This is a genomic window from Micromonospora sp. NPDC049645 (genome assembly GCF_040675155.1).
GTDB lineage: Bacteria > Actinomycetota > Actinomycetes > Mycobacteriales > Micromonosporaceae > Micromonospora.
Map to the genome: position 1 here is coordinate 55232 of NZ_JBFAOI010000008.1, position 22678 is coordinate 77909.

General features: G+C 70.1%; 17 protein-coding genes. 6 read left to right on the forward strand and 11 right to left on the reverse strand.

The features are described from left to right. Window positions 1–26: 26 nt before the first annotated feature. From AB0J33_RS19225 to AB0J33_RS19240, 4 genes are all read right to left on the reverse strand, one after another. Window positions 27–911, reverse strand: a complete 885-nt coding sequence (locus AB0J33_RS19225; RefSeq protein ID WP_363615327.1) for an acyl-CoA thioesterase II — start codon at window positions 909–911, stop codon at window positions 27–29. Beyond that, window positions 908–2356 carry a pyruvate kinase gene (gene pyk / locus AB0J33_RS19230; protein WP_363615329.1) on the reverse strand — a complete coding sequence of 483 codons (1449 nt, stop codon included), beginning with the start codon at window positions 2354–2356 and terminating at the stop codon, window positions 908–910. The genes AB0J33_RS19225 and pyk overlap by 4 nt, the downstream gene beginning before the upstream one ends. 256 nt (window positions 2357–2612) lie before the next feature. Beyond that, entirely contained in the window at window positions 2613–3995 is a 1383-nt protein-coding gene (locus tag AB0J33_RS19235) for an FAD-binding protein (protein WP_363615331.1), read from the reverse strand. A gap of 132 nt (window positions 3996–4127) precedes the next feature. Beyond that, window positions 4128–4490 (reverse strand): YciI family protein, encoded by a 363-nt coding sequence (locus AB0J33_RS19240; protein ID WP_363615333.1) that lies wholly within the window; start codon window positions 4488–4490, stop codon window positions 4128–4130. 242 nt (window positions 4491–4732) lie between these two features. Here AB0J33_RS19240 and AB0J33_RS19245 point away from each other — a divergent pair, with 242 nt between their 5' ends. Beyond that, window positions 4733–5605 carry an aldo/keto reductase gene (locus AB0J33_RS19245; RefSeq protein ID WP_363615335.1) on the forward strand — a complete coding sequence of 291 codons (873 nt, stop codon included), beginning with the start codon at window positions 4733–4735 and terminating at the stop codon, window positions 5603–5605. Window positions 5606–5663: 58 nt separating this feature from the next. Here the strand turns inward: AB0J33_RS19245 and AB0J33_RS19250 are convergent, their stop codons facing one another. The 3 genes from AB0J33_RS19250 to AB0J33_RS19260 all read right to left on the reverse strand — a co-directional run bounded on the left by AB0J33_RS19250 (window position 5664) and on the right by AB0J33_RS19260 (window position 9309). Continuing rightward, window positions 5664–6071 (reverse strand): hypothetical protein, encoded by a 408-nt coding sequence (locus tag AB0J33_RS19250; protein WP_363615337.1) that lies wholly within the window; start codon window positions 6069–6071, stop codon window positions 5664–5666. Window positions 6072–6105: 34 nt separating this feature from the next. After that, complete coding sequence (locus AB0J33_RS19255; RefSeq protein ID WP_363615339.1) at window positions 6106–8313, reverse strand: M48 family metalloprotease; 2208 nt, start codon at window positions 8311–8313, stop codon at window positions 6106–6108. Window positions 8314–8517: 204 nt separating this feature from the next. Continuing rightward, window positions 8518–9309, reverse strand: coding sequence for an alpha/beta fold hydrolase (locus tag AB0J33_RS19260; RefSeq protein WP_363615341.1), 792 nt, complete (start codon window positions 9307–9309; stop codon window positions 8518–8520). A 205-nt stretch (window positions 9310–9514) separates the two neighbouring features. On the opposite strand from AB0J33_RS19260, the gene AB0J33_RS19265 reads away from it, so the two are divergent. Continuing rightward, the gene (locus tag AB0J33_RS19265; protein WP_363615343.1) at window positions 9515–10873 is read left to right on the forward strand and encodes a pentapeptide repeat-containing protein; all 1359 of its coding nucleotides are present in this window, start codon (window positions 9515–9517) and stop codon (window positions 10871–10873) included. A 95-nt stretch (window positions 10874–10968) separates the two neighbouring features. On the opposite strand, the gene AB0J33_RS19270 is transcribed toward AB0J33_RS19265, so the two are convergent. After that, window positions 10969–11550 carry a helix-turn-helix domain-containing protein gene (locus AB0J33_RS19270; RefSeq protein WP_363615345.1) on the reverse strand — a complete coding sequence of 194 codons (582 nt, stop codon included), beginning with the start codon at window positions 11548–11550 and terminating at the stop codon, window positions 10969–10971. A 219-nt stretch (window positions 11551–11769) separates the two neighbouring features. On the opposite strand from AB0J33_RS19270, the gene AB0J33_RS19275 reads away from it, so the two are divergent. From AB0J33_RS19275 to AB0J33_RS19290, 4 genes are all read left to right on the forward strand, one after another. Further along, complete coding sequence (locus AB0J33_RS19275) at window positions 11770–13236, forward strand: MFS transporter (RefSeq protein WP_363615347.1); 1467 nt, start codon at window positions 11770–11772, stop codon at window positions 13234–13236. Between the two features lie 97 nt (window positions 13237–13333). Next, complete coding sequence (locus AB0J33_RS19280; RefSeq protein WP_363615349.1) at window positions 13334–14320, forward strand: SEC-C domain-containing protein; 987 nt, start codon at window positions 13334–13336, stop codon at window positions 14318–14320. Between the two features lie 169 nt (window positions 14321–14489). Further along, window positions 14490–14957: a nitroreductase family deazaflavin-dependent oxidoreductase gene (locus AB0J33_RS19285; protein WP_363615351.1), complete on the forward strand. Its 468-nt coding sequence runs from the start codon at window positions 14490–14492 to the stop codon at window positions 14955–14957. 68 nt (window positions 14958–15025) lie between these two features. Further along, window positions 15026–15433 carry a hypothetical protein gene (locus AB0J33_RS19290; protein ID WP_363615353.1) on the forward strand — a complete coding sequence of 136 codons (408 nt, stop codon included), beginning with the start codon at window positions 15026–15028 and terminating at the stop codon, window positions 15431–15433. A gap of 48 nt (window positions 15434–15481) precedes the next feature. Here AB0J33_RS19290 and AB0J33_RS19295 read toward each other — a convergent pair whose 3' ends face one another. The 3 genes from AB0J33_RS19295 to AB0J33_RS19305 are packed head-to-tail and all read right to left on the reverse strand — an operon-like array spanning window position 15482 to window position 22022. Next, entirely contained in the window at window positions 15482–16981 is a 1500-nt protein-coding gene (locus tag AB0J33_RS19295) for a class I SAM-dependent DNA methyltransferase (protein ID WP_363615355.1), read from the reverse strand. Then, window positions 16978–18534 (reverse strand): restriction endonuclease subunit S, encoded by a 1557-nt coding sequence (locus tag AB0J33_RS19300; protein ID WP_363615357.1) that lies wholly within the window; start codon window positions 18532–18534, stop codon window positions 16978–16980. Before AB0J33_RS19300 ends, AB0J33_RS19295 begins: the two co-directional genes overlap by 4 nt. Further along, window positions 18531–22022 (reverse strand): DEAD/DEAH box helicase family protein, encoded by a 3492-nt coding sequence (locus tag AB0J33_RS19305; protein WP_363615359.1) that lies wholly within the window; start codon window positions 22020–22022, stop codon window positions 18531–18533. The genes AB0J33_RS19300 and AB0J33_RS19305 overlap by 4 nt, the downstream gene beginning before the upstream one ends. Window positions 22023–22678: the final 656 nt, after the last annotated feature.

The window sequence follows — 22678 nt, forward strand, 5'->3', positions numbered from 1 at the left end:
CAGGCGCCGACCACGCGCCGGGCAGGTCAGGCGCCGACGCGGCGCAGCAGGCCCTCCTGGACGGCGCTGGCGATCTGCCGGCCGTCCGTGGTGAACATCCGACCGGTGGCCAGCCCACGCGCCCCGGACGCGGACGGGCTGAGGCAGTCGTAGAGGAACCACTCGTCGGCCCGGAACGGTCGGTGGAACCACAGCGCGTGGTCCAGGCTCGCGCCGACCAGCCCGCCCGGCCCCCACACCTCGCCGTGCGCGGAGAGCACCGAGTCCAGCAGGGTGAGGTCCGAGGCGTAGGTGAGCGCGCAGGCGTGCAGCAGCGGATCGTCGGGCAGTTTGCCGTCGATGCGCATCCAGACGCGCTGGTGCGGGTCGGCGGGCCGGTCGCCGGGGCGGACCCAGCCGGGCTCCCCCACGTAGCGCACGTCGATGGGTCGCGGGATCTGACCCCAGATGCCCAGCCGCTCCGGGTAGCGGGACAGCCGGTCGGTCATCGTCGGCACGTCCTGCGGCGGCGGCACGTCCAGCGGGGCCGGGGCCTGGTGGTCCAGACCCTCCTCGGCCCGCTGGAACGACGCCGACATGAAGAAGATCGGCTTGCCGTGCTGGAGGGCGACCGAGCGGCGGACCGAGAAGGACCGACCGTCGCGGACGTTCTCCACCTCGTAGGCGATCGGTTCGACCGGGTCGCCGGGGCGGACGAAGTAGCCGTGCAGCGAGTGCACGAACCGCTCCGGGTCGACGGTACGACCGGCGGCGACCAGGGCCTGGCCGGCGACCTGGCCGCCGTACACCCGTTGTGGACCGACCGGGGGGCTCATCCCCCGGAAGGTCATCTCGCCGGTCGGGTCGAGGTCCAGTACCTCCAGCAGCTGGTCTACCGCCGCCTGGCCGACCGCGACCCGACCGTCGCTCACTGCAGGGCCCGCGCCGACGCGGCGTCGACCAGCGAGCCGAGCTGGTGTACGCGCAGCGTGTTGGTCGAGCCGGGGGTGCCGGGCGGGCTACCCGCCACGATCACCACGTAGTCACCGGGGTTGGCCCGGTCGAGGCCGAGCAGCGCCTGGTCGACCTGGCGGAACATGTCGTCGGTGTGCTGCACGAACGGCATCAGGAAGGTCTCCACGCCCCAGGTGAGGGCGAGCTGGTCGCGCACCTCGGGGACCGGCGTGAAGGCCAGCAGCGGCAGGTCGCAGTGCAACCGGGACAGCCGTCGCACGGTGTCGCCGGTCTGCGAGAAGGCGACGAGCGCCTTGGCGTTGATGGCCCGGGCGATCGACGAGGCGGCGACGGTGAGGGCGCCACCGTGGGTACGCGGGTCGTGCTGCAACCGGGGCACCCCGATCGAACCGGCCTCGGTGGTCGTCACGATCTTGGCCATGGTGCTGACGGTGAGCACCGGATACTTGCCGACGCTGGTCTCGCCGGAGAGCATCACCGCGTCCGCGCCGTCGAGCACCGCGTTGGCGACGTCGGACGCCTCCGCCCGGGTGGGACGGGAATTCTCGATCATGGAGTCGAGCATCTGGGTGGCCACGATGACCGGCTTGGCGTTCTCCCGGCACAGCTGCACGGCGCGCTTCTGCACCAGCGGGACCTCGTCCAGCGGCATCTCGACGCCGAGGTCACCGCGGGCGACCATGACGCCGTCGAAGGCCAGCACGATGGCCTCCAGGTGCTCCACCGCCTCCGGCTTCTCGACCTTGGCCAGCACCGGCCGGAACACGCCCTCCTCGGCCATGATCCCGTGCACGAGCTTGATGTCCTCGGCCGAGCGGACGAAGGACAGCGCGACCAGGTCGACGCCCAGCCCGAGGGAGAAGCGCAGATCCTCGGCGTCCTTGTCCGACATGGCGGGCACGCTGACCGCGACGTTGGGCAGCGACACGCCCTTGTTGTTGGAGACCGGGCCGCCCTCGGTGACGAGGCAGCGGATGTCGTTGCCGGTGACGTCGGTGACCTCCACGGCGACCCGACCGTCGTCGATCAGCAGTCGGTCACCGGGCTTCACCTCCTGCGGCAGCTTGCGGTAGGTGCAGGAGACCCGCTCCTTGCTGCCCACGATGTCGTCGCCGGTGATCACGACCGAGTCACCGGTGCGCCACTCGTGGGGGCCGTCGGCGAACCGACCGAGCCGGATCTTGGGGCCCTGCAGGTCGGCGAGGACGGCGACCGGCTTACCTGCCGCCTCGGACGCCTCCCGGACCAGTCGGTAGACCGCCTCGTGGTCGGCGTGGCTGCCGTGGCTGAAGTTGAGCCTCGCCACGTTCATGCCGGCCTCGACGAGACCACGGATGCGCTCCGGGGACGAGGTGGCGGGACCAAGAGTGCAGACGATCTTCGCGCGGCGTGTCACGCCCATCAGGCTAGTCTCTCCTTCGGGTCGGAATCGGGGCCGACCCCTTGCAGGCTGCGGAACAGTTGTCCAACGACGCGCGGCGCGCATCGGGCCGGCGGGCGGAACCGCACCGGGAACGTTGTGGCGACGGGCATCAGCGACCGCGCGCCGGGAATCGTACGCCTCCGGTGGCGTGCGCTGTCGGGGCGGCTCACCGCGGGTGCCCCGACGGCGGCAGGCGAGGGCTCATTCCGAATGCCCCGGAGCGGTCGGCGAGGGCTCATTCCGGGTGCACCGAGGGCGGCAGGGTGGGCACCGCGTGCAGCAGGTCGCGGGGGTCGTAGCGGCGCTTGGCGTGGCGCAGTCGCTCCCAGTTCGCGCCGTAGGCGAGCCGGACCCGCTCGGTCTCCTCCGGGGCGAGCAGGTTGGGGTAACCGCCGGGCAGGGCGTGCGGGGCGAGCGCCGCCGAGGTCCGCTCGGCCCACTCCCGGTGCGGGCCGGCCTGGTCGCCGGGTGCCCACACCGCGATGATCTCGGTCATCAGGTGGTCGGTGCGCAGTCCGAACGCCGTGTCGGCGGGTCGGACCCGGGTGGCCGCGCCGTGGAAGTGGTGCACGGCCAGCGCGGAGAACGGCGAGCTGACCTGCCGGGCCGCGGCGACGAGCAGGTCCACCGCGCCGTCGGTGAGCGCGGGTAACCACCGGGTCCGCAGCAGGTAGTGGTTGCCGTCGACCATCCCGCCGTCGAACATCCGCAGCGCGTCCGCGTACGGCATCGGGCCGATCTGGTCGACAAGCGGGGTGCCCAGCGCGCGCAGCCGGTCCATCCACGGTGCCCCGGCGTCGAGGTCGGGGCCGCTGTAGAACGGGCAGACGAAGATCACCGGCTCGCCGGCCGGGCCGGGCAGGAAGCCGGCCATCACGGTCAGCTCGTCCGGGGAGTCAGCGACCAGCGCGCCGTAGCCGCGCAGCACGGCCGGCGCCTCGGCCAACGCGAACATGATCATGCCGGCCAGCACGCCGGGCAGCCGGTGCGCACGGAAGCGCAGCTCGGTGACGACGCCGAGGTTCCCACCGCCGCCGCGCAGCGCCCAGTACAGCTCGGCGTCGTGCCGGGGGTCGGCGATGGCCCGGCGGCCGTCGGCGAGAACCACCTCCGCGCCGAGCAGGTTGTCCAGGGCCAGGCCGAACCGGCCGCACAGCGGGCCGTACCCGCCGGCGAGGGTGAGCCCGGCCATGCCCACGGCGCCGACCACGCCGGTGGGCACCACCAGGTCGTACGGGCGGGCGGCGGCGAGCATCTCGGCCGCCGTGGCGCCGCCGCCGATGGTCACCGTGGCCGCGTCCGGGTCGACGCGCACGGTGCGCAGCCCGGTCAGGTCGAGCACCAGGCCGCCGTCGCGCAGCGCCCGACCGGCCCAGTCATGTCCCCCGGAACGGACCGAGACGGGCAGGTGATACCGGGCGGCGACGCGTACCGCCTCGGCCACCTCGTCGGCTTCGCGACACCGGGCGACCAGCACGGGCGTGCGGGCCACCGCGCCGTTCCAGAGCCGGGTGGTGGTGGCGAAGCCGGGATCGCCCGGCTCGTGCAGCCGTTCGCCGAGCAGGGCGCGCAGTCGGGCGGCGGCGGACGCGACATCGGGGGTGGCGGCGGAGATCATGGCGACTCCTCGACCGGGGCCGACCCACGACGCCGGGTACGCCCCGGCGGCGGCCCGCGCAGGGCGCGACCGTAGCACCGGCGGACGGGCGGACGCCGTCGTCATCACGACAGCCAGCGCCGGACCGGACGCTCAGCTGCCCGCTTTGACCAGCGGAAACTCCAGGGAACCGGCCGGGCAGAGAAAGGTCAGCACGTCGATGCGGTAGAGCCCGGCCTGCACCGCCGGGTCGGCCTCCAACACGCTGCGGACGTCGTCGACGCTGCCGGTGCGGGCCAGCCCGAAGCCGATCGGCGGCTCCGGCTCGCGCGCCGGCCCGTCCACCGAGCCGGCGACCAGGATGATGCCGCGTCGCTGCAACGCCTGCATGTGCTCGGCGTGCTCCGCCTGCAACCGCTGCACGGTCTCGGCGGGCAGGGCCCGCCCGGCCGCGCCGGGATAGATCACGATGCACTCGTACGTGTCGAGCGCGAAGTTGACCTGCGGCACTCCCATGGGTGCTCCCTCCGCCGTCGCGCCGGAACGCACCGGCTCCGGCCAGCGTCGCACGGCGACCCGGGTCGTACCGGGCGCTTCCCGGCAACTCGCCTCGGGGCACGCCCGACGTGTCCACGCCCACAGTCGGCGGTCCGCCGGCATGCCGCTGCGGTTCCGGGGGATGATCCGTCGGTGGCGGGTGGGCTCTCCACGCCCGCGCTGTCCACGCCCGCCACGACGAGACGATTGGGGATCGCGCAATGGCGACAAACATCAGTGAGCAACCCGCGAAGGCGTCCGGCACGTACCGGATCGGTGGTGACGTCACCGTCAACCGGCTCGGCTACGGGGCGATGCAGCTCACCGGCCCGGGTGTCTGGGGCGACCCGAAGGACCCGGCCGAGGCGGTACGCGTGCTGCGCCGCGCGATCGAGTTGGGTGTGACGTTCATCGACACCGCCGACTCGTACGGGCCGTTCGTCTCGGAGTTGCTGATCCGGGAGGCCCTGCACCCGTACGCCGATGACCTGGTCATCGCGACGAAGGGTGGGTTCACCCGCTCCGGGCCGGGCGACTGGCGGGTGGTGGGTCGCCCGGAGTACCTGCGCCAGCAGTGCGAGCTGAGCCTGCGCCACCTCGGCCTGGACCACATCCCGCTGTACCAGCTGCACCGGATCGACCCGCAGGTGCCGCTCGCCGACCAGCTCGGTGAGCTGGCGCTGCTGCGGGAGGAGGGCAAGATCCAGCACATCGGGCTGTCCGAGGTGAGCGTGGCGCAGATCGAGGAGTCCCGGGCGATCACCGAGATCGTCTCGGTGCAGAACCTGTACAACCTCGCCAACCGCAGCGCCGAGGACGTGCTGGAGTACTGCGAGCGCAACGACCTCGCGTTCATCCCGTGGTACCCGATCGCCACCGGTGAGCTGGCCCGCCCCGGCGGTCCGCTGGACGCCATCTCCACCGCGCACGGCGCGTCGCCCGCGCAGCTCGCGCTGGCCTGGCTGCTGCGCCGCTCGCCGGTGATGCTGCCGATCCCCGGTACATCGTCGGTGGCGCACCTGGAGGAGAACGTGGGCGCGGCCGACGTGCGGCTCACCGACGACGAGTTCGAGGCGCTCGCCAAGGCGAGCTGACCCGGAGGTCCGGACGCCGCCGGTTGCGCCGGCGGCGTCCGACCCTGGGATCCGGGTTTCAGCCGGCGGCGTCCTGACCGGGCTCCGATCCGGTCTCCCGGGCGGCCCGCAGCGCCTCGGTCGCCTGGGCCAGCAGGCGAGCGGAGTCGGTCCGTCCGCTGACCTGGAGTTCGACCTCGGTGTCGCCGGCCTGGATCCGGATGCTGGCCTCGGTGCGCTGCTGGTCGACCCAGGACTGCAACAGGTTGAACAGGCCGGGCAGCAGACCCTGGGCCAGCACCGCGATGATCACCGCGTCGCTGAAGCCGGGCCGGCCCCCACCACCGCCGCCGCCCGCTCGGACCACCGGTCGGTACTCCGGGCGGCGGTGGATCCAGGTCAGCAGGTCGACCGACGGAGGCTGCCGCTGGCGGGGGTTGATGGTCAGCCGCACGGGCAGCCGGGCTGCGGCCTCACGGTCGGTCACGATCTCTCTCCCGGTCAGTTGGCGGCGGGTCGGGTCAGTTGGCGGCGGGTCGGAAGGCGACGCTGTCGCCGTCGGCGGTGGCGACGCCCGCGACGGTGAACGCGTCCTCATCCTCGAACGGTGAGCTGGTGCCGAAGTAGGTGGTGGTGCCCCTGACCTGCACCCTGCCCTGCGTCTCGTACGGGGTGGAGACCTGGGCGGTGGCCGGGCCGGTCAGTTCCACGGCGAGCTTCGGGTACTCCAGGATCTTCCAGGTGACCTTCTGTGTGGAGCTGCTGTTGTAGTAACGGAAGGGGCAGCCCGGCGGGGCCGCGACGGTCTGCTTGGCACACTCGTCCAACCAGGCGCGTACCCGGGCCTCGACGGCCTCGATCGCGGCCGGCTTGAGCGTCGGCGCCAGTTGCAGGACGGCGGCGCTCTCCCCCGGGCCGACCGCCACGGTCGTGGTCGGCGTCTCGCTGAGCGCGCTGGACGGGCCGGTCGCGGTGTAGACGCCGGGCAACAGCACCAGCGGCGGACCCTCGGTGGCGACCGGCAGCTCCACCCCGTTGAGTCGTACCCCGGGGTCGGCGACCGCCGCGTTGAGCGGAGTCGGCCCGCCGCTCAACCGCCAGCCGTGGAACAGCCCGGCGGTGGTCTCGTCCTCGCGCACCAGGCTGAGGGTGGCGGTCGCCCGCGCGTCGGCCAGCCGGTACGCCACCGTGGCGGTGGCGCTGTCACCGTCGCGCTCCAACGAGCTGATCTCGACGTCGGTCGGTGGTTGGTAGCCCTTGCCGCGCAGGAGTTGGGCGAGCAGCTTGGTGTCGGTGTCGCTGCCCTGCGCGGTGAGGTAGCCGAGCGCGGCGTCGCTGTCCCGGTCGGCGAGCGCGGCGAAGTATCCGTCGACAGCCGCCTGCGGACGGAAGAACGCCCACTGCACCACGCCGAGCCCGCCGGTGCCCAGGCAGGCGGCCAGCGCCAGGGCGCCGACCAGCAGCCAGGTGCGGCGGGTGCCGACCGCGCCGGAGTGGTTGAACAGCCGCTCGACGGTGACGGGCTCGGCCGCCCCGGCGGGCGCACCGGCGACCGACGCCCGCTCCAGCGCGTCCAGCCGGAGCTCGTGTGGCGGGTGGGTGGCGCAGACCGCCTCGTCCCAGCCGCTGCGGCCGGTCTCGAAGGACAGTCGCCGTTCCAGGATGCGCCGCAGCCCGTCGACGTGCCCGGTGAGCACGGCGCCGAGGTCGGCCCGGTACTCGGCGGCCCGCACGTCGCGGGCGTGCAGCGGCAGCACCACATACCGCATGGTGAGCAGCACCGGCCAGAAGAACACGAAGACCACGAAGTTGGTGGCCGGGTGCGGGAACGTCCGCATCAGCCAGGTCGGCAGGGCGTGCGCGAGGGTCAGCGGCAGGCCGACACCGCGGACGAAGGCGCTGGTGATCTCGTCCCCGGTACGCCAGTGCACCAGCTCGTGACTGAGCAGCGCGGCCACCTCGTCGTCCGGTTCGGCCAGCACGGCGGTGGTGACCACCACGTGCCGGGCGTACGTCCGGGCGTTGCTCAGGACCGGGTCGTCCTCCATCAGCAGCCGGGGCACGCTGGGCAGGCCGAGTCGTCGGGCGCAGTCGTCGAGCACGGGGCGCAGCCGCGCGTACTCGCGACGGCTGGGTTGGCGGGCGCCGGACACGACCAGCAGGCGCGGTTCGAGCAGCACCCGGTAGAGCGTGTAGAGCACTCCGATCAGCGCCGCCGCGATGACCGTGCCGATCAGGCCGGTGATCAGCGCGAAGGGCTCGTCGGCGACGCCCAGCCAGGGCAGCGCCAGCACGGCGAGGAAGCCGACCAGGAAGCCGATGACGAAGCCGGCCACGCCACCGAGCACCCCGCCGGAGCGGGTCAGGAACGCCTCGATCAGGGAGCCGATCAGCGGGGCGTCGCGCAGCACCTGCGGTACCTGGTCGTCGGCGCCGGACCCGACGGCGAACAGCCCGGCGACGGCGAAGGTGAGACCGCCCCAGAACGCCAGGAGCAACGCGACCGGCAGGTAGAACCAGGTGGCGACGAACGCGCCGAGCACACCGCGCCAGTCCCGCAGGATCCCGGCGCGCAGCCAGACCAGCGCGCTGGGGTAGCCCGGTGGGCGGTCGGCGAACCCGCCCGTGGCCGGCGGGGCGTCCGCCGCCGGCGGTTGGGCGGCCCGGATGTCGAGCTGCGGCACGGTCGGCGGGGTGCTCTCCGGCGGCACGGTGGGCGGCTCGGTCATGCGCGCTGCTCCTTGACGAAGGATGGCGTCCACTGTCGGGAATGGACAGCCGGAGCAGGTTATCGAGGACGTCTGATGTCTGCCAGACCGTTCCGCGGGATCGTCGCGCACCCGACACTCACCCCCGGGTCGGCACGGGTTCACCGGCCATCCGTCGCCGGTCCGGTGCGGCGGGCCCCCGCAGGACCGCCGCACCGGTCCGGGTCAGAGCGCGAGGCAGTTGGGTCGCACCGGGCCGTCGACCAGGGCGCCGCGCACGATGGTGTACGCCGTGCCGTCGAGCACCAGGCCGAGGTGCCCCACCACCCGCAGCGGGCAGTACGCCTGGACCAGCACGTTCGTCGCGCCGTCGTTGACGGCGGCGTTCCCGGTGGGCCGGACCAACTCGTCCTGCAGGGTGCGGATGGTGGTGTAGCGCACCGCGCCCGGGGTGTCGTCGCCGGCGTTGAGGTCGGCGAGGAACGCCGAGCCGATGGTCATCTGCTGGCAGGCCACGACGCCGGCGCAGCTGCCCAGGCCCAGGAACGCCACGATGTTGGCGACGTACGTGCCGTACTGCGGTGTGCCCAGGCTGACGTACCGGCCGATGCTGGCGGTGCCACCGAGCCGCTTGAGGTAGTACCTGCTGACCAGGCCCCCTTCGGAGTGGGCGACGAGGTCCACCGTCGCGGCGCCGGTGCTGGCGCGCACCTGCGCGACGTAGCTGGCGAACGCGCGGGCCGAGGTGGGGATGTCACCGAGCCCCAGACCGGGCAACTGGTAGATGAAGGTGCGGTAGCCGTCGGCGCGCAGCCGGGCGGCGATCGGCTCGTACGCGACGGCGACGCCGCTGAGCCCACCGACCACGATGACGGGGTTGGCCGCGGCGGCGACGACGGCCGCGGTGGCCGGGGTGGCCGGGGTGGGATCGGTGGGGGCGGCGGTCGCCGTGGCGGCGGACGCGAGCAGGGCCGCGGTGGCGAGGGCCAGGACGAGGGCGGTCTTTCGGAGCAGCACGGCTGCACCTCCGGGGGGAGGCACCCGGCGAACCGGGCAGGTGGGTGGGGGTGTCCGGTCGACCGTGCGACGATCATGCCCGCAACAATTCAGAAACGTCAATGACTTGTTACGGGCCGGTAACCCGTTGTTCCGGCCGGGGCGCAAACCGGCAAACCGCCACGCTCCAGATCGGACGCCCGGCGGTGACTGGCATGCTGTCGCCGTGGCTGTCGACGAACCCACCGAACGCGAGCTGCGGGTCATGCCGTGGTGGCTGGTCCTCATCGGTCTACTGGCCGCCGTCGCCCTCGGTTGGCTGGTGCTGGATCTGCTGCTCACCGAGGCCGACCGGGCCAGCCAACCGGACACCCGCGCCACGCTGCGCATCGACGCGATCCGCACCGGCCTGACCGTCGTCGCCGGCACCGGGGGCGGGCTCGCGCTGCTGCTGGCCGCGCGCCGTCAGTGGATCGCCGAACGCGCCCAGCGCCACCAGGAGGCGGTCGCCGCGCGTGACCAGGCGCACCGCGACCGGGTGCAGGCGCACGCCGAGGCGGTGGCCGAGGCCGCCCAGCGCCACCAGGATCGGCAGTCCGGCGCCGTGGAGCACGACGCGGCCGAGCGCCGACTGACCGAGCTCTACACCCGGGCGGTCGAGCTGCTCGGCAACGACAGCGCGGCGGTACGCCTCGGCGGCCTGCACGCGCTGGAGCGCCTCGGTCAGGACAACCCGGGGCAGCGCCCGACGATCGCGGCGGTGCTCTGCGCGTACCTGCGGATGCCGGCGCCCACCGGCGAGCCGCGCGAGACGGAGGTCCGGCGCAGCGCGCAGCGCGTGCTCACCCGGCACCTGCGCGCGGACGACGCGGTCCACTGGCCGGAGCTGACCCTCGACCTGGCCGGCGCCACGTTGATCGACTTCGACGCCGCCGGCTGCACGCTCGTCGACGCGACCTTCACCGAGGCGGTGTTCACCGGCACGACCACCTTCGCGGGCGCGACGGCGCGCGGGCGTCTGATGCTCGGCGCGGCGACCTTCGGCGACGTGGTCTTCGAGGGCCTCGCGGGCGACGGCGAGGTCGTCCTCGACGGTGTTCGCGTCGGCGGTCTGGCCAGCTTCGACGGTGCCGTCTTCAGCGACGGGTTGTCCTGCCGGCGGTCCAGCTTCGCCGGCCTGACCTCATTTCGCCGGACGACCTTCGGCCAGCCGACCAGCTTCGACGCGACCCGCTTCGAGGACGCCGTCTCGTTCCGGGAGGCCGTCTTCGACGGCGCCCTGTCGATGGAGCACACCGAGTTCGACCGGTCGGCCAGCTTCCACTCCACCCGTTTCACCCAGATGGCACTGTTCCGCTGGACGGTGTTCGGCGCGGAGGCGCTCTTCGACGGTGCCCGCTTCACCGACGCCGCGAACTTCGGCCGGGCCCGGTTCCACAGCATGGCCAGCTTCCGCGACACCCAGTTCAGCCGGCCGCCGCAGGTCGAGCAGGCCCGGGCGGTGGTCGACCCCGGTCATCGCTGGCCGGCGGAGACGACGGTGGAACGCCTCGACGACGAGTGGCTGCTCCTGGTCGACCGCTGAGGGCGCCGCGCGGACAGCCGCCAGCGCGGTCGCGGCTGGGGTGTCAGTGTCAGCGCGGTCGCGGACGGGTCGCCAGCGCGGTCGCCGCTGGGGCGTCAGTGCGGGGTGGCCGGCGGGCGCAGGCCGTCCAGGGCCACGCCCAGCACCCGGTCGCGCTGCTCGGGTGACGGGAACTGGGCCATGGTGAGGCCACTGATCAGGCGCACCACGTCGTCGAAGCCGATGTCGTTCCGGACCACACCGGCGGCCTGGGCGCGACGCATCAGCGGCTCACCGGCGGCAAAGATCTCCGTCCGGCAGCTGGCGAAGATCTCCGAGTCGTGCAGCAACTGCTCGGCGAGCGCCCGCTTGGTGGCGACGTACGCGACGAAGCGGTGCAGCCAGGCGACGAGGGCGTCCCAGGGCGGCAGCTCGGCCAGACCCTCGGCGGAGTGGCACAGCTCCCGGACCTCCTCGACGTAGACGGCCTCGAACAGGTGCCGGCGGCTCGGGAAGTTGCGGTAGAGCGTGCCGATGCCCACCCCGGCCCGCCGGGCCACGTCCTCCAGCGAGGCGGCTGCCCCGTTCTCGGCGAACGCCTCGCGCGCCGCCGTGATCAGGGCGTCGTAGTTACGCCGCGCGTCGGCCCGCTTGGGCCGCTGGGCGAAGACCTCGGGCGCCTGCCCTGCGCTGGCCATGACGTGCGTCACCTCACCCTGGTTGCATCCGGAGGGAACCCTCCGCTAGCTTAGTGGAGGCACCCCTCCGGAATCCCCGGAGGCCTGCCTCCGGTTAGCTTACCTCGGTACCCGCCCGATCGCCGCCTGGCCACCCCGATCGCCCGGACCCGACAGACAACCCGTCGCCGACGACGGGCGACAAACCTCTTCCCGTACGTAATCAGGGAGTTTCCTCTCGTGGCAGTGACCTCCCGACGCGGCTCGCGTCGGCTCACCTTCACCGTGCTCGCGGCCGGTGCCGGGTTCTTCGCGATGCTCCAGTCGCTGATCACCCCGGTGCTGCCGACCATCCAGCAGGACCTGCACACCTCGCAGAACACCGTGACCTGGGTCCTGACCGCCTACCTGCTCAGCGCGTCGATCTTCACGCCGATCCTCGGCCGTGTCGGCGACATGGTGGGCAAGGAGCGGATGCTTGTCGTCTCGCTCGCCGCGCTCGCCCTCGGCTGCCTGCTCGCCGCCATCGCGCCGAATATCGGCGTCCTCATCCTCGCCCGGGTCGTGCAGGGCATCGGCGGCGCGGTCTTCCCGCTGTCGTTCGGCATCATCCGCGACGAGTTCCCGGCCGCGCGGGTCTCCACCGCCGTGGCCGCCATCTCGGCGATCGTCGCGGTCGGCGGCGGGCTGGGCATCGTGCTGGCCGGCCCGATCGTCAGCACGCTGGACTACCGCTGGCTGTTCTGGATCCCGATGGTCGTGGTCGGGCTGACCGCCGTGGCCGCCCACCTGTTCATCCCCGAGTCGCCGGTCCGCACCCCCGGGCGCATCGACTGGCGCGCCACCCTGCTGCTCTCCGGCTGGCTGGTCGCGCTGCTGCTGCCGATCAGCCAGGGCGCGGCCTGGGGTTGGACCTCCACCCGGGTGCTCGGCCTGCTGGCGCTCGCCGTGGTGCTGCTGGTCGGCTGGCTGGTCTCCGAACTGCGGTCCAGCAACCCGCTGATCGACATGCGGATGATGCGCCTGCCCGGCGTCTGGACCACCAACCTGGTCGCCCTGCTCTACGGCGCGTCGATGTTCTCCGTGTACGCGTTCCTGCCCCAGTTCGTGCAGACCCCGACCGCCGCCGGTTACGGCTTCGGGGCGAGCATCAGCCAGGCCGGTCTGCTCATGCTGCCGATGCTCGTCGCGATGTTCGTCGGCGGCCTCGTCGCCGGCCGGCTCCAGGCTGTGTTCAGCGCCAAGGCGCAGCTCGCCACCGGCGCCGCGTTCAACGTGGCCGCGTCCGCGATGCTCGCCGCCGCGCACGACACCCGCTGGGAGGTCTGCGTCGCCGGTGGCCTGGTCGGTCTCGGCATCGGCCTGGCGTTCGCCTCGATGGCCAACCTGATCGTCGCCAGCGTGCCGGCCAGCCAGACCGGTGTGGCGACCGGCATGAACGCCAACATCCGCACCATCGGCGGCGCGATCGGCGCGGCCGTGGTCAGCGGCGTGATCACCGCCCACCCGCAGGCCAACGGCCTGCCCCGGGAGGCCGGCTTCACGACGGGGTTTCTCGTCCTCACGGCGATCGCCCTCGCCGCCGCGATCGCGGCCCTCGCCGTCCCGTCCGCCCGGCGGGCGTCGGCCGGTCGCCGGCCGTCCGCCGCGACGATCGTCGAGTCCGAGCTAGCCGGCGAGTTCGCCACCATGCCGGCGACCCGCTGACGGAACGTGGCGCAGCCCGGGCGGTTCGCCGCCCGGGCTGCTGCCTTTCCAGGAGTACGCTGGCCGCTCCCTGTCCGTCGTTCCTCAGGATGCGCCCATGTCCGATTTGCTGACCGCCGACCGCATCGAAGAGATCGGCGCGCTGGGCCCCGATAGCCCAGACCCGGCCGCGCTCGTCGCCGAACTGGTTGGCGCGGTCGACGAGGGGCGGGTCGAGAACCCCGACGACATCGGGTACGCCCTGCTGGTCGCCGCGGACATCCTGGAGCAGGCCGGCGACCTGGACGACGCCCTCGCGCTGGCCACCCGCGCCGTCGCCGAGCAGCCGGACGACAACGCGTACGCCCGAGCGATGCGCGGCGGCCTGCTGCTGCGCCTCGGGCGTAGCGACGAGGGCATGACCGAGCTGACCGCACTGCGTCCGCTGTTGGAGACCGACCCCGCGGCCACGTACCTGACCGACGAGCTGGCCGAGTCCGGCCACGCCGAGCTGGCGCTGGAATGGCTCACCGGGGCACTGGACGCGATCCTGGAACGGACCCGGACCCAACAGCACGAATCCGAGGACGCCCAGGACGAGGCCGCCGCCATGATCTACGGCCTGGCCCGGCAGCGGCACGACCTGCGCGAAGAGCAGGGTCTACCCCACGACGAGTACGACAACCTCGCCGACCGGTTGCGCGACGCGGCCAGCCACGCCCTCAACGGGCTCGATGACGGCCCGGCGACGCTGCTGTTCTGGCCGATGGCGGAGTTCGACGCGCTGTTGGTGCGCTGGCCAGCACTTGTCGACAGCTACCCGTCGACCTGGGACGAGCACCGCGCCCAGATCGAACGGGCCCTCGTCGACGCGTCCGGGCTGGGCGGCGCCGACCTGGGCGTGGTCGCCGGCACGGTCGACGGTCTGGCGGCCTTCGCGCGGGACGCGGGCAGCGACCCCACCGACGAGGAAACCCTCGACGAGTACGCCGACAGCCTCGACGAGGCCGGCGTGACCGCCTGGCCACCCGGCCGCAACGACACCTGCTGGTGTGGGTCCGGCATCAAGTACAAGAAGTGCTGCCTACCGCGCTCGCGCGCCTGACGCTCTAGGTTTGTGGCGTCTCCGTTGGTGGCGTTGAGGGCTGCGCCGCGCCGCGGTCCGGGCCACTGTCCCCTGAGCGACGTATACCTGTGAGTCATATTGATACCTCACAGGTATACCGCTCGGCGGACATCCGGCACCCGGCCGACTCGACGACGGAGGCGATGACGTGACAGGGCAGAAGCAGCACGAGACGATCGAGGACAGCCCGGTCGGCTGGGTCGCGACGCACATCCGGCGGTACGTGGAGACCGACGGCGCCGACGGCGGGACCTTCCATGGCGTACCCTCGCTGCTCCTCACCACCCGCGGACGCCGGTCGGGCACACTGCGCCGCACGGCCCTAATGTATGGCCGTGACGGCGACGACCACCTGCTGGTGGCGTCCAACGGAGGCGCGCACCGGCACCCCGCCTGGTATCTCAACCTGAGCGCCGACCCGACCGTGGAGATCCAGGTCGGCGGCGAGCGGTTCACCGGTCGGGCCCGGACGGCCACCGCCGAGGAACGCGTCCGGCTGTGGCCGGTGATGACGAAGGTCTTCCCGACGTACGCCCGCTACCAGAAGGGCACCGACCGCGAGATCCCCGTCGTCATCGTGGAACGCGCACCTCAGGAAAACCCCCCGAATGATTGATCTCGGCCACTGCCGTTGAGGTCTATGGTGACCGCAGCCAAGCACTCACTCCGCCAAGGAGGGCCCTCGTGCGCCGCATCGTCACCACCACCACACTGCTCGGGCTGTCCCTGTTCGCCCTTCTTATCCCCACGCCGGCCAGCGCCGCGAGCACCGTCGAGGTCACCTCCGCGACCCTCGTCGCGCGAGGCGTCGCCGTGGACCTCACCCTCACCGTGACCTGCGACCCCAGCCTGTCCGGCGGCGCGGAGCTGATCCTGCGCCAACGATCGGGCAACCGGGTGGCGTACGGATCGGGCTGGGCACCGATCAGCTGCACCGGCGCGCCGCAGGCCGTCACCGGTCGGGTCTACGCCGAGGGCGGCGGCTTCGCCTTTAACCGAGGCGTGGCGCTGGCCACCGGAGGCTTCGAGCTGTGCGGCGAGAACGGGTGCGACTACCCGCGCTTCGAGGACGAGGTCCGCATCACCCGCTGACCGCCGCCGGAGTGCCCGCAGGAGATCCCTGCGAGCACTCCGGCCTTATCAGCTGTCCTGGGGTTGGGCGGCACGCGTTGACAGGGCGTCCGCGATGGCGGCGAATTCGCGCAGCGCCGCCTCCAGGTCTTCGACGATCTCCTGGGCGATCACCTCGGGCGGAAACATTGCGTCCGCGTCTTCGAGAGAGGCGTCCTTGAGCCAGGTGATGTCGAGGTTCACCTTGTCTCGGGCAATTAGCTCTTCGTACGAGAAGGCCCTGAACCGCTCGGTCTCGACCCGCTCGGCGCGATCCTTGTCGGGCAGGTAGCAGTCGACGAAGTCTTGGAGGTGCTCGCGGCGCAGCGGATTCTGCTTGAGTGTGAAGTGCTGGTTGGTGCGGAAGTCGTACACCCAAAGCTTCTGGGTCCACGGCTCTTCACGAGCCCGCTTGCGTTCGAAGAACAGCACGTTGGCCTTGACCCCGCCAGCGTAGAAGATGCCTGTGGGCAGACGAAGCATGGTGTGCAGGTCGTACTGCTTGAGCAGCCGGCGGCGAATGGTCTCGCCCGCGCCACCCTCGAAGAGCACGTTGTCCGGCAGAACGACCGCGGCCCGGCCGTCGATCTCCAGCAACGAGGCGATGTGCTGGACGAAGTTGAGCTGCTTGTTGGCGGTGGTGGCCCAGAAGTCGTTCCGCTCGATTTCCCGCTCCTCGCGGGTGGAGCGGCCGTCCTCGCCGATCATCCGGATTGATGAGCTGCGGCCGAACGGCGGGTTCGCGAGGACCAGGCTGTAGCGCCGGTCCGGTTCCTTGGCCAGCGCATCTTTGATCGCGATCAGGGATTCACCGCTCGGGGTACCGATGCCGTGCAGCAGCATGTTCATCGCGGCTAGTCGGGCGGTGCCGTCGACCAGTTCGGTGCCGGTGATCGCGCCGTTGGCGAGCCGCCGCCGCTGGTCCGGCGTGAGGTCACTGCCATGGTGGCGCTGGATGTAGTCGAACGCGGCAAGCAGGAAGCCGCCGGTGCCGCAGGCCGGATCGGTGATCGTGTCGTCGGGGGTGGGCCGCATGCAGTCGACCATGGCGGCGGTCAGCGCACGCGGGGTGAAGTACTGCCCCGCACCCGACTTGGCGTCCTCGGCGCCCTTGGCCAGTAACTCCTCGTAGGCGTCACCCTTGACGTCGACGCCCGCCTGCGACCACTTTTCCTTGTCGATCAGGTCGACGATCAACCGCTTGAGCTTCGCCGGGTCCTGGATCTTGTTCTGCGCCTTACGGAAGATGGTGCCCAGCGTGCCGCCCTCGCGGGCCAGGCCGGTGAGGATGTGCCGGTACTGTACCTCCAGGGCGTCGCCCTCGGCATCGAGCAGCGTCTGCCAGCTCAGCCCTTCGGGCACGATCTGCTCGGGACGGATCGGGCGGTTGGCTCGCTCGTCGGCCATCTTGAGGAACAACAGGAACGTCAACTGCTCCACGTAGTCGATGGTCGATACACCGTCGTCACGCAGTACGTCGCAGTAGTTCCAGAGCTTCTGCACCAGCCGGCGCGAATCCACAGTGCTCACAGCGGCAGTGCCTCCTGCTGATAGTCGTCACCGGTCACCCTGGTCGGCGGAGCCGCCAGCTTCTTTTTGGTACGCCGAGAGCGGGTCGTCTGCTTGGGCGGTGCGGCTGCCCGTTCTGCCCGGATGCGTGCTAACAACTCCGAGGCCGGCTCGTCGTGGGGATCCTGCGGCACCAGACGCCCAGCAAAGGCCTCCGCAAGTAACGACTCCTTGAGTCGAGCCGCCTTACGCTCAGCAATACCCGCTGCGTCACTCATTTTTTTAAGCATTGCCAGGCATTCCGCTAGAAGGGCAAGGATCTGCCGCTGCTCGTCAAGAGGCGGAAGCGGTATGGGCATTGCAGCAAGTTTCGTTCCGTTTACATTAGCCTGACCAACCTGCTGACTCATGACTGACCGCACGTACAATCTGCCGACGGAACTATTGATCACGAGGGCTACCCAATTCGGCTCGACGCCATCAAGAAGGCGACACCGGATCAGATAGGAGGCGAAAGTCGCCGCTTTCAACTCACCCCTGAAGGCAGCCGACTTTCCAACCAGCTCCGCACTGTTGGTCCGATTAAAAAGCACATCCATCTCATCAAGCAGCAGCGATTCGATATCCGGATGCGAGGCTGGCAAATACTTGAGCGAGCGAGTCGAAATCTCACCCCCCTGAATATTGCCCATCCTAAGCACGGCGACATCAGAGTCATCTACCTTAGGGCCAGCTTTTGCCGAAGTGCCATACTCAATATTCCAAGTAATTTGATCGACCGAGGCCAAGGCCCAATGATTAGGAAGGTTCGATAATTGCCAGGCAGGCTCAATCGGCCGTCGCCGTTGCTTACCAACAAGATCCGCGCGCCGATCGAGTATTTCCGCCAGGTCAACCTTGGTGGTTCCGGACGACGCCGCTTTAGGAAGCAGCGCCCCCGCGATTGCCTTTTCCTCAAGCGCCCGCCGAAGCTTCACGATCCTAGCCTTGCCGCTCACCAACTCTTGAGTTGCCACACCTAATCGCGAAAGGTGGTCTTCAAGGGCAGCCACGATTCGGCGCTGCTCCGCCCGCGGAGGGAGGGGTAGCGGGATATCCTCCACAGTGCGTGACGAAAGGTGCTTGACCGTCACCGAGGAAGTCTCCAGCCAGATGCTATCGAGATAGCCCTGAAGAACAAACGCCAAGAAATTGGGGTCATAGCTACCCTCATTCGTGACGACAACTCTGCACACTCGTTGGTTCAGGAGACCAATACCGTTACGCCATCGAGCAGCCCGGAAATCGCCATCCATTCCTATTAACAGATCGCCGGGATGGACAATGGAATCGGGTTCAAAATCTCCCGAGTAGTATGTCGTGGGCGTGTCCCCGCCGACGTCACGGATGCGAATCAAAGGCAAACCGTCGCCCACCTTATTGAAATGGGCCGAAGAAAAAGCTGCACCATTTTCGACTCGCGCGATCTCCGCAAGGCGGACACGCGACCAGGACTCATGTCTTGCGATAAGTCCCGCACTACGTCCCAGCTCTGCCTTTTTTATAATCTCGTCTACTGTCAGATTAAGGGTCACGCGGACAGCTCCTGGTTCAGCTCGTTGAGCAGCGGCTCGGCGCGCTTGCCGAACGCGCCCGCGTACCCGTCGATCCCGCCCCGCTCGCTGAACGGCGCGCCCTCCAGGTCGTCCGGGGTGATCTCCACGCTGACCGCTATCACGTCCTTGATCCTTTCCAACCACCACGCCTGATCGGCAGTGAACGTAGCGCCCGCCTGTTCCTGCCGGAGCAGCCACCCACGGAAGCGCTCCTCGACGAGACTGCGGTACGGGCGCAGTTCCTGGTCGAGCCCCAACTCATACCGGATGAGGCTGACAAGATCGGTCACTCCCCTGCTGCCTGGTGCCTCCGCAGTCCGGCCAAGCAGCACGTACGACTTCCACAGCGACTCGGGCGTCCAAGCCTGCGGCGGACGGGCAATCCGCGCCGCCAACTCCTTGAGTTGGTCGTACCCGACTCGCCCCCTCCCCTCGAAGAAGACCTGCAACGCCGTGATCTCGTCGCGGTGCTCCTCCAGATAGTCGTGCCAGCTCTTCACGGTCACCTGGGCGCGTTCCTCGGCTGGCACGCCGGCCGCCGAGATCAGCTTGTCGGCGTTCACCTCGTCAATGGTGATGTCATGCGCCCGCCGGATCTCCAGGATGCGCTCGCGCAGCGCCGGGTTAGCGGCGAGTGGGCGCAGCGCGCCGGCCAGCAGGTCGCGTACGGCGTCCGGGCCAGCTTCCTTGGCTGGATTGAGCTGTTCGGGGGCGACCGCGTCGACCAGGCCCCGCACGATGCCGGTCAGCGGCTGGTCGGCGAGGTCGGCCAGTTCGGCGCGCTCGTCGTCGGTCAGCTGCTGCTCCAACCGGGCCAGCCGGGCGGCGAGCGTAGCTACCTCGTCCGCGTCGGCGGTCAGCGTGCCGGCCTTCTTTAGCAGGTCGCGCAGCGAGATCTGCCGTTCGGTGTGCCGTTGCAGGGGCACCGCCTCGTCCAGGTCCGCTTCGGTGACGCCCACCGCATCCACAATGACGAACCGGTCCTTGACCTCGGCGTCGGGCGTGACGGCCTGGAACTCCGCCGCGTCGATGGTGCGGGCACCGCGACCCTTCATCTGCTCGAAGTAAGTAGCGCTGCGAACCGGCCGGAGGAAGAACACACACTCCAGAGGCCGGACGTCGGTGCCGGTGGCGATCATGTCGACGGTCACCGCGATGCGCAGCTCCGGGCTGTTGCGGAATGCCTGGATGAGAGTGTCCGGGTTGTCGCCGACCTTGCGGGATGCGTAGGTGATCTTCGCGGCGAAGTCGTTGCCCCGCCCGAAGACGAGCCGGACCATCTGCACGATCTCCTCGGCGTGGTTGTCGTCCCTCGCGAAGATCAGCGTCTTGGGCACGGTCGACCGACTGGGGAAGATCTCGGTGAATAGCCGCTCCCGGAACGTCTCCAGCACCAGCCTCAGCTGCCCCTTTGAGATCACCGACCGGCCGACCTGACTGCCGCCGTACGTGAAATCGTCCTCCAACTCCTGGTAACGCTCGGCCCGGGTACGACGGTCGCGCAGCGGCACGACGGTGCCGGCCTCGATGTCTGCGCCGTTCTCGGTGATCTCCGTCTTGATCCGGTACACATCGAAGCTGACGTTGACGCCGTCGGCGACCGCCTGCTCGTAGGTGTACTCGGAGACCAGGTTCTGCTGGAAAAAGCCCAGCGTCTGCTTGACCGGCGTGGCGGTCAGCCCGACCACGAACGCGTCGAAGTACTCGATGACCCCCCGCCACTTGCCGTAGATCGAACGGTGGCACTCGTCGACAACGATCAGGTCGAACGCTTCCGGCGGGAGCTGTCGGTTGTAGACGACCTCGGCCGGCTCATCCAACTCGTAGTCGTCGTAGGCCCGGTCATCGAGATCCACGTCCGGCAACTCGTCGCCGCGCAACGCGCCGTAGAGCCGCTGAATGGTGGAGATGACCACGTTCGACGAGTCGAGCATCCCGGCACCGGAGAGCCGGTCGACGTTGTACAACTCGGTGAACTTCCGCCCGTCGTCCGGGGTCTGGTAGCCCGCGTACTCCCGCAGGGTCTGCTTGCCGAGGTTGTTGCGATCGACCAGAAACAGGATCCGCGCGGCGCGGGCGTGCTTCAGCAGCCGGTAGCTACTGGTGACCGCGGTGAACGTCTTGCCGGCACCGGTGGCCATCTGGATCAGGGACCGCGGATGGTCCTCGGCGAGGGATCGTTCCAGCCCGTCGACCGCGTCCACCTGGGCGGGCCTCAGACCGAGCCGGTCCAGCGCCGGCATCCGCCGCAGCCGAGCCCGCAACGTCGGTGCCGACCGGTCGTCGTCGGCCTCCCGCATCCACCGCGCGAACGTCTCGGGCCGGTGGAAGGCAAAGACCTCACGGGTACGCGGGAACGGGTCAAGCCGGTTGACGAAGGCGGTCTCGGTGCCCGTGGCGACGTAGCCGAAGGGCAGCGGATCGTCCCGGCGCCATGCGGCGAGCTTCTGCTCCGCGGTGAGCCCTTTGAGGTAGCGGTCGAGCTGCGCCTCGACACCACGCGGCGCGGTGCCCTCCCGCTTGGCCTCGATCACGCCGACCAGCCGCTGGTTGACGTAGAGCAGGTAGTCGGCCCGGCCAGTCGCCAGGGTCACTTCCCGCACGGCGATGCCAGTGCCGGCCCAGAGATTGATCTGACTCTCGTCCTGGACGATCCAGCCGGCCGCGCCCAACTGCTTGTCGATCTCGACTCGAGTCTGGATCTCGTTCAGCGGTTCGTGGGAGGCACGACGGGCGCGGGCGATGAAGTCCTCGCGCCGAGCGGCCGAGACCTTGGCAGTAGCCTTGCTGTCCTGCGCCGCCTGCTCAGCCTCGGCCGCCGACGTGAGACTCGCTACCAAGGCAGCGGCCTGATCGCGGCGAGCGTCGGCATCGCGAACGGCGCGATCTGCGGCGACCATCGCATCCGCCTGGGCCTGCGCCAGCGACGCCTTGCCCTCCAACAAGAGCTTGGTCTGCGCCAGTTCGTCCTTGTAGCGCTGAATCTCGGCCTGGAGCCCCTCGGCGATGCTCTGCGACACTTGCTGCGGCGGCGGGGACGGTGGCACGAAGCCGAGCGGAGTGCGGTCGCCGGTCAGCGCCCGGTGGAACCAGACCCCCAGCTCGAAGCAGGTCCGCAGCATGTCCAGCGCCGCGCGCACCTCACCCAGGTGATCGTGTACGGCCTTGTTGCCCTGATCCCGGAGACGGTCGAACGCGTGGTAAGTCTCGGCCACGAGCGTGCCGTCGCCATACAGAGCCTGAACCCGGTGGTAGAAGTCGTTCTTCTGCGGCTTCGCGCCGGTGCGCCTAACCAGATCCTTGGCCATTTCGTCGCCGAAGGCACGGATCTTGAACATCGCAGCCTGCGCGTCGACATAGACGAGCAGCTCAGCGCCCGCGCCGTACCAGACCAGTAGCGGGTGTTCCTTGAGGAACCCGAAGTTGGCGGATTGCTCTGCCAGACGTCGTACCTGTCGAGGATCCACGACACTCCACGTAGCTAGCCTGCGGTGAACACGTCAGAATAGGGAAGTTCACCGGCTTGCACCGCCCGCACCACGCGCGGTGACAGATTTCCGACAGCAGCAAACCTGACCAGCTGCGGCTGGGCGGATTACACAGGACGCCTCCACCGGGCTTCGGTGCTTGTTTTAGTTCTCGTGCGTGAGCGTGCCTTCGTGCTTTCGCGCTCGTCCCTGTCGAGCAGTTGCGGACCCGAACGGACGAGCGGATCGCCTAAGTCCGGCGGTCTGGCGGATCTGTGGCAGCTGCCGCAATTTCCTGCGTGATGGCCCGCAAGTCATCCGCGGTGAACCGCTCCGGATCGACCAGCACGTTGATGGCCACACCAGGCGCGGCCAGCCAGAGCGCCTCGGCTGCACCGAGGAGGCCGGGATACTCGCCGTGCTGAAAGTCGTGAGTGCCGAGTCAGCGTTATCGCGCTCGTGATACTCGGCCAGGAAGTCGCGTAGGTCGACAAGGGTGCCCAGCCGGTCGCCCCGGAGCACATGTACCCGCAGATCGACTCGGTGGCCGTCCTCGACTTGGCGCTCCCAGACGCGGGTGGCGAGACTGACGCCCTCCCACTCGGAGGCGAAGTCCGAAACCAGGTCGCCGACGGCGGGCGGCAGATAGCCGATGC

Bases quoted from the DNA above. Each gene is read 5' to 3' on its own strand.
- AB0J33_RS19235 (WP_363615331.1), bottom strand. From the start codon at position 3,995: ATGATCTCCGCCGCCACCCCCGATGTCGCGTCCGCCGCCGCCCGACTG.
- AB0J33_RS19245 (WP_363615335.1), top strand. From the start codon at position 4,733: ATGGCGACAAACATCAGTGAGCAACCCGCGAAGGCGTCCGGCACGTAC.
- AB0J33_RS19255 (WP_363615339.1), bottom strand. From the start codon at position 8,313: ATGACCGAGCCGCCCACCGTGCCGCCGGAGAGCACCCCGCCGACCGTG.
- AB0J33_RS19270 (WP_363615345.1), bottom strand. From the start codon at position 11,550: ATGGCCAGCGCAGGGCAGGCGCCCGAGGTCTTCGCCCAGCGGCCCAAG.
- AB0J33_RS19240 (WP_363615333.1), bottom strand. From the start codon at position 4,490: ATGGGAGTGCCGCAGGTCAACTTCGCGCTCGACACGTACGAGTGCATC.
- AB0J33_RS19280 (WP_363615349.1), top strand. From the start codon at position 13,334: ATGTCCGATTTGCTGACCGCCGACCGCATCGAAGAGATCGGCGCGCTG.
- pyk (WP_363615329.1), bottom strand. From the start codon at position 2,356: ATGGGCGTGACACGCCGCGCGAAGATCGTCTGCACTCTTGGTCCCGCC.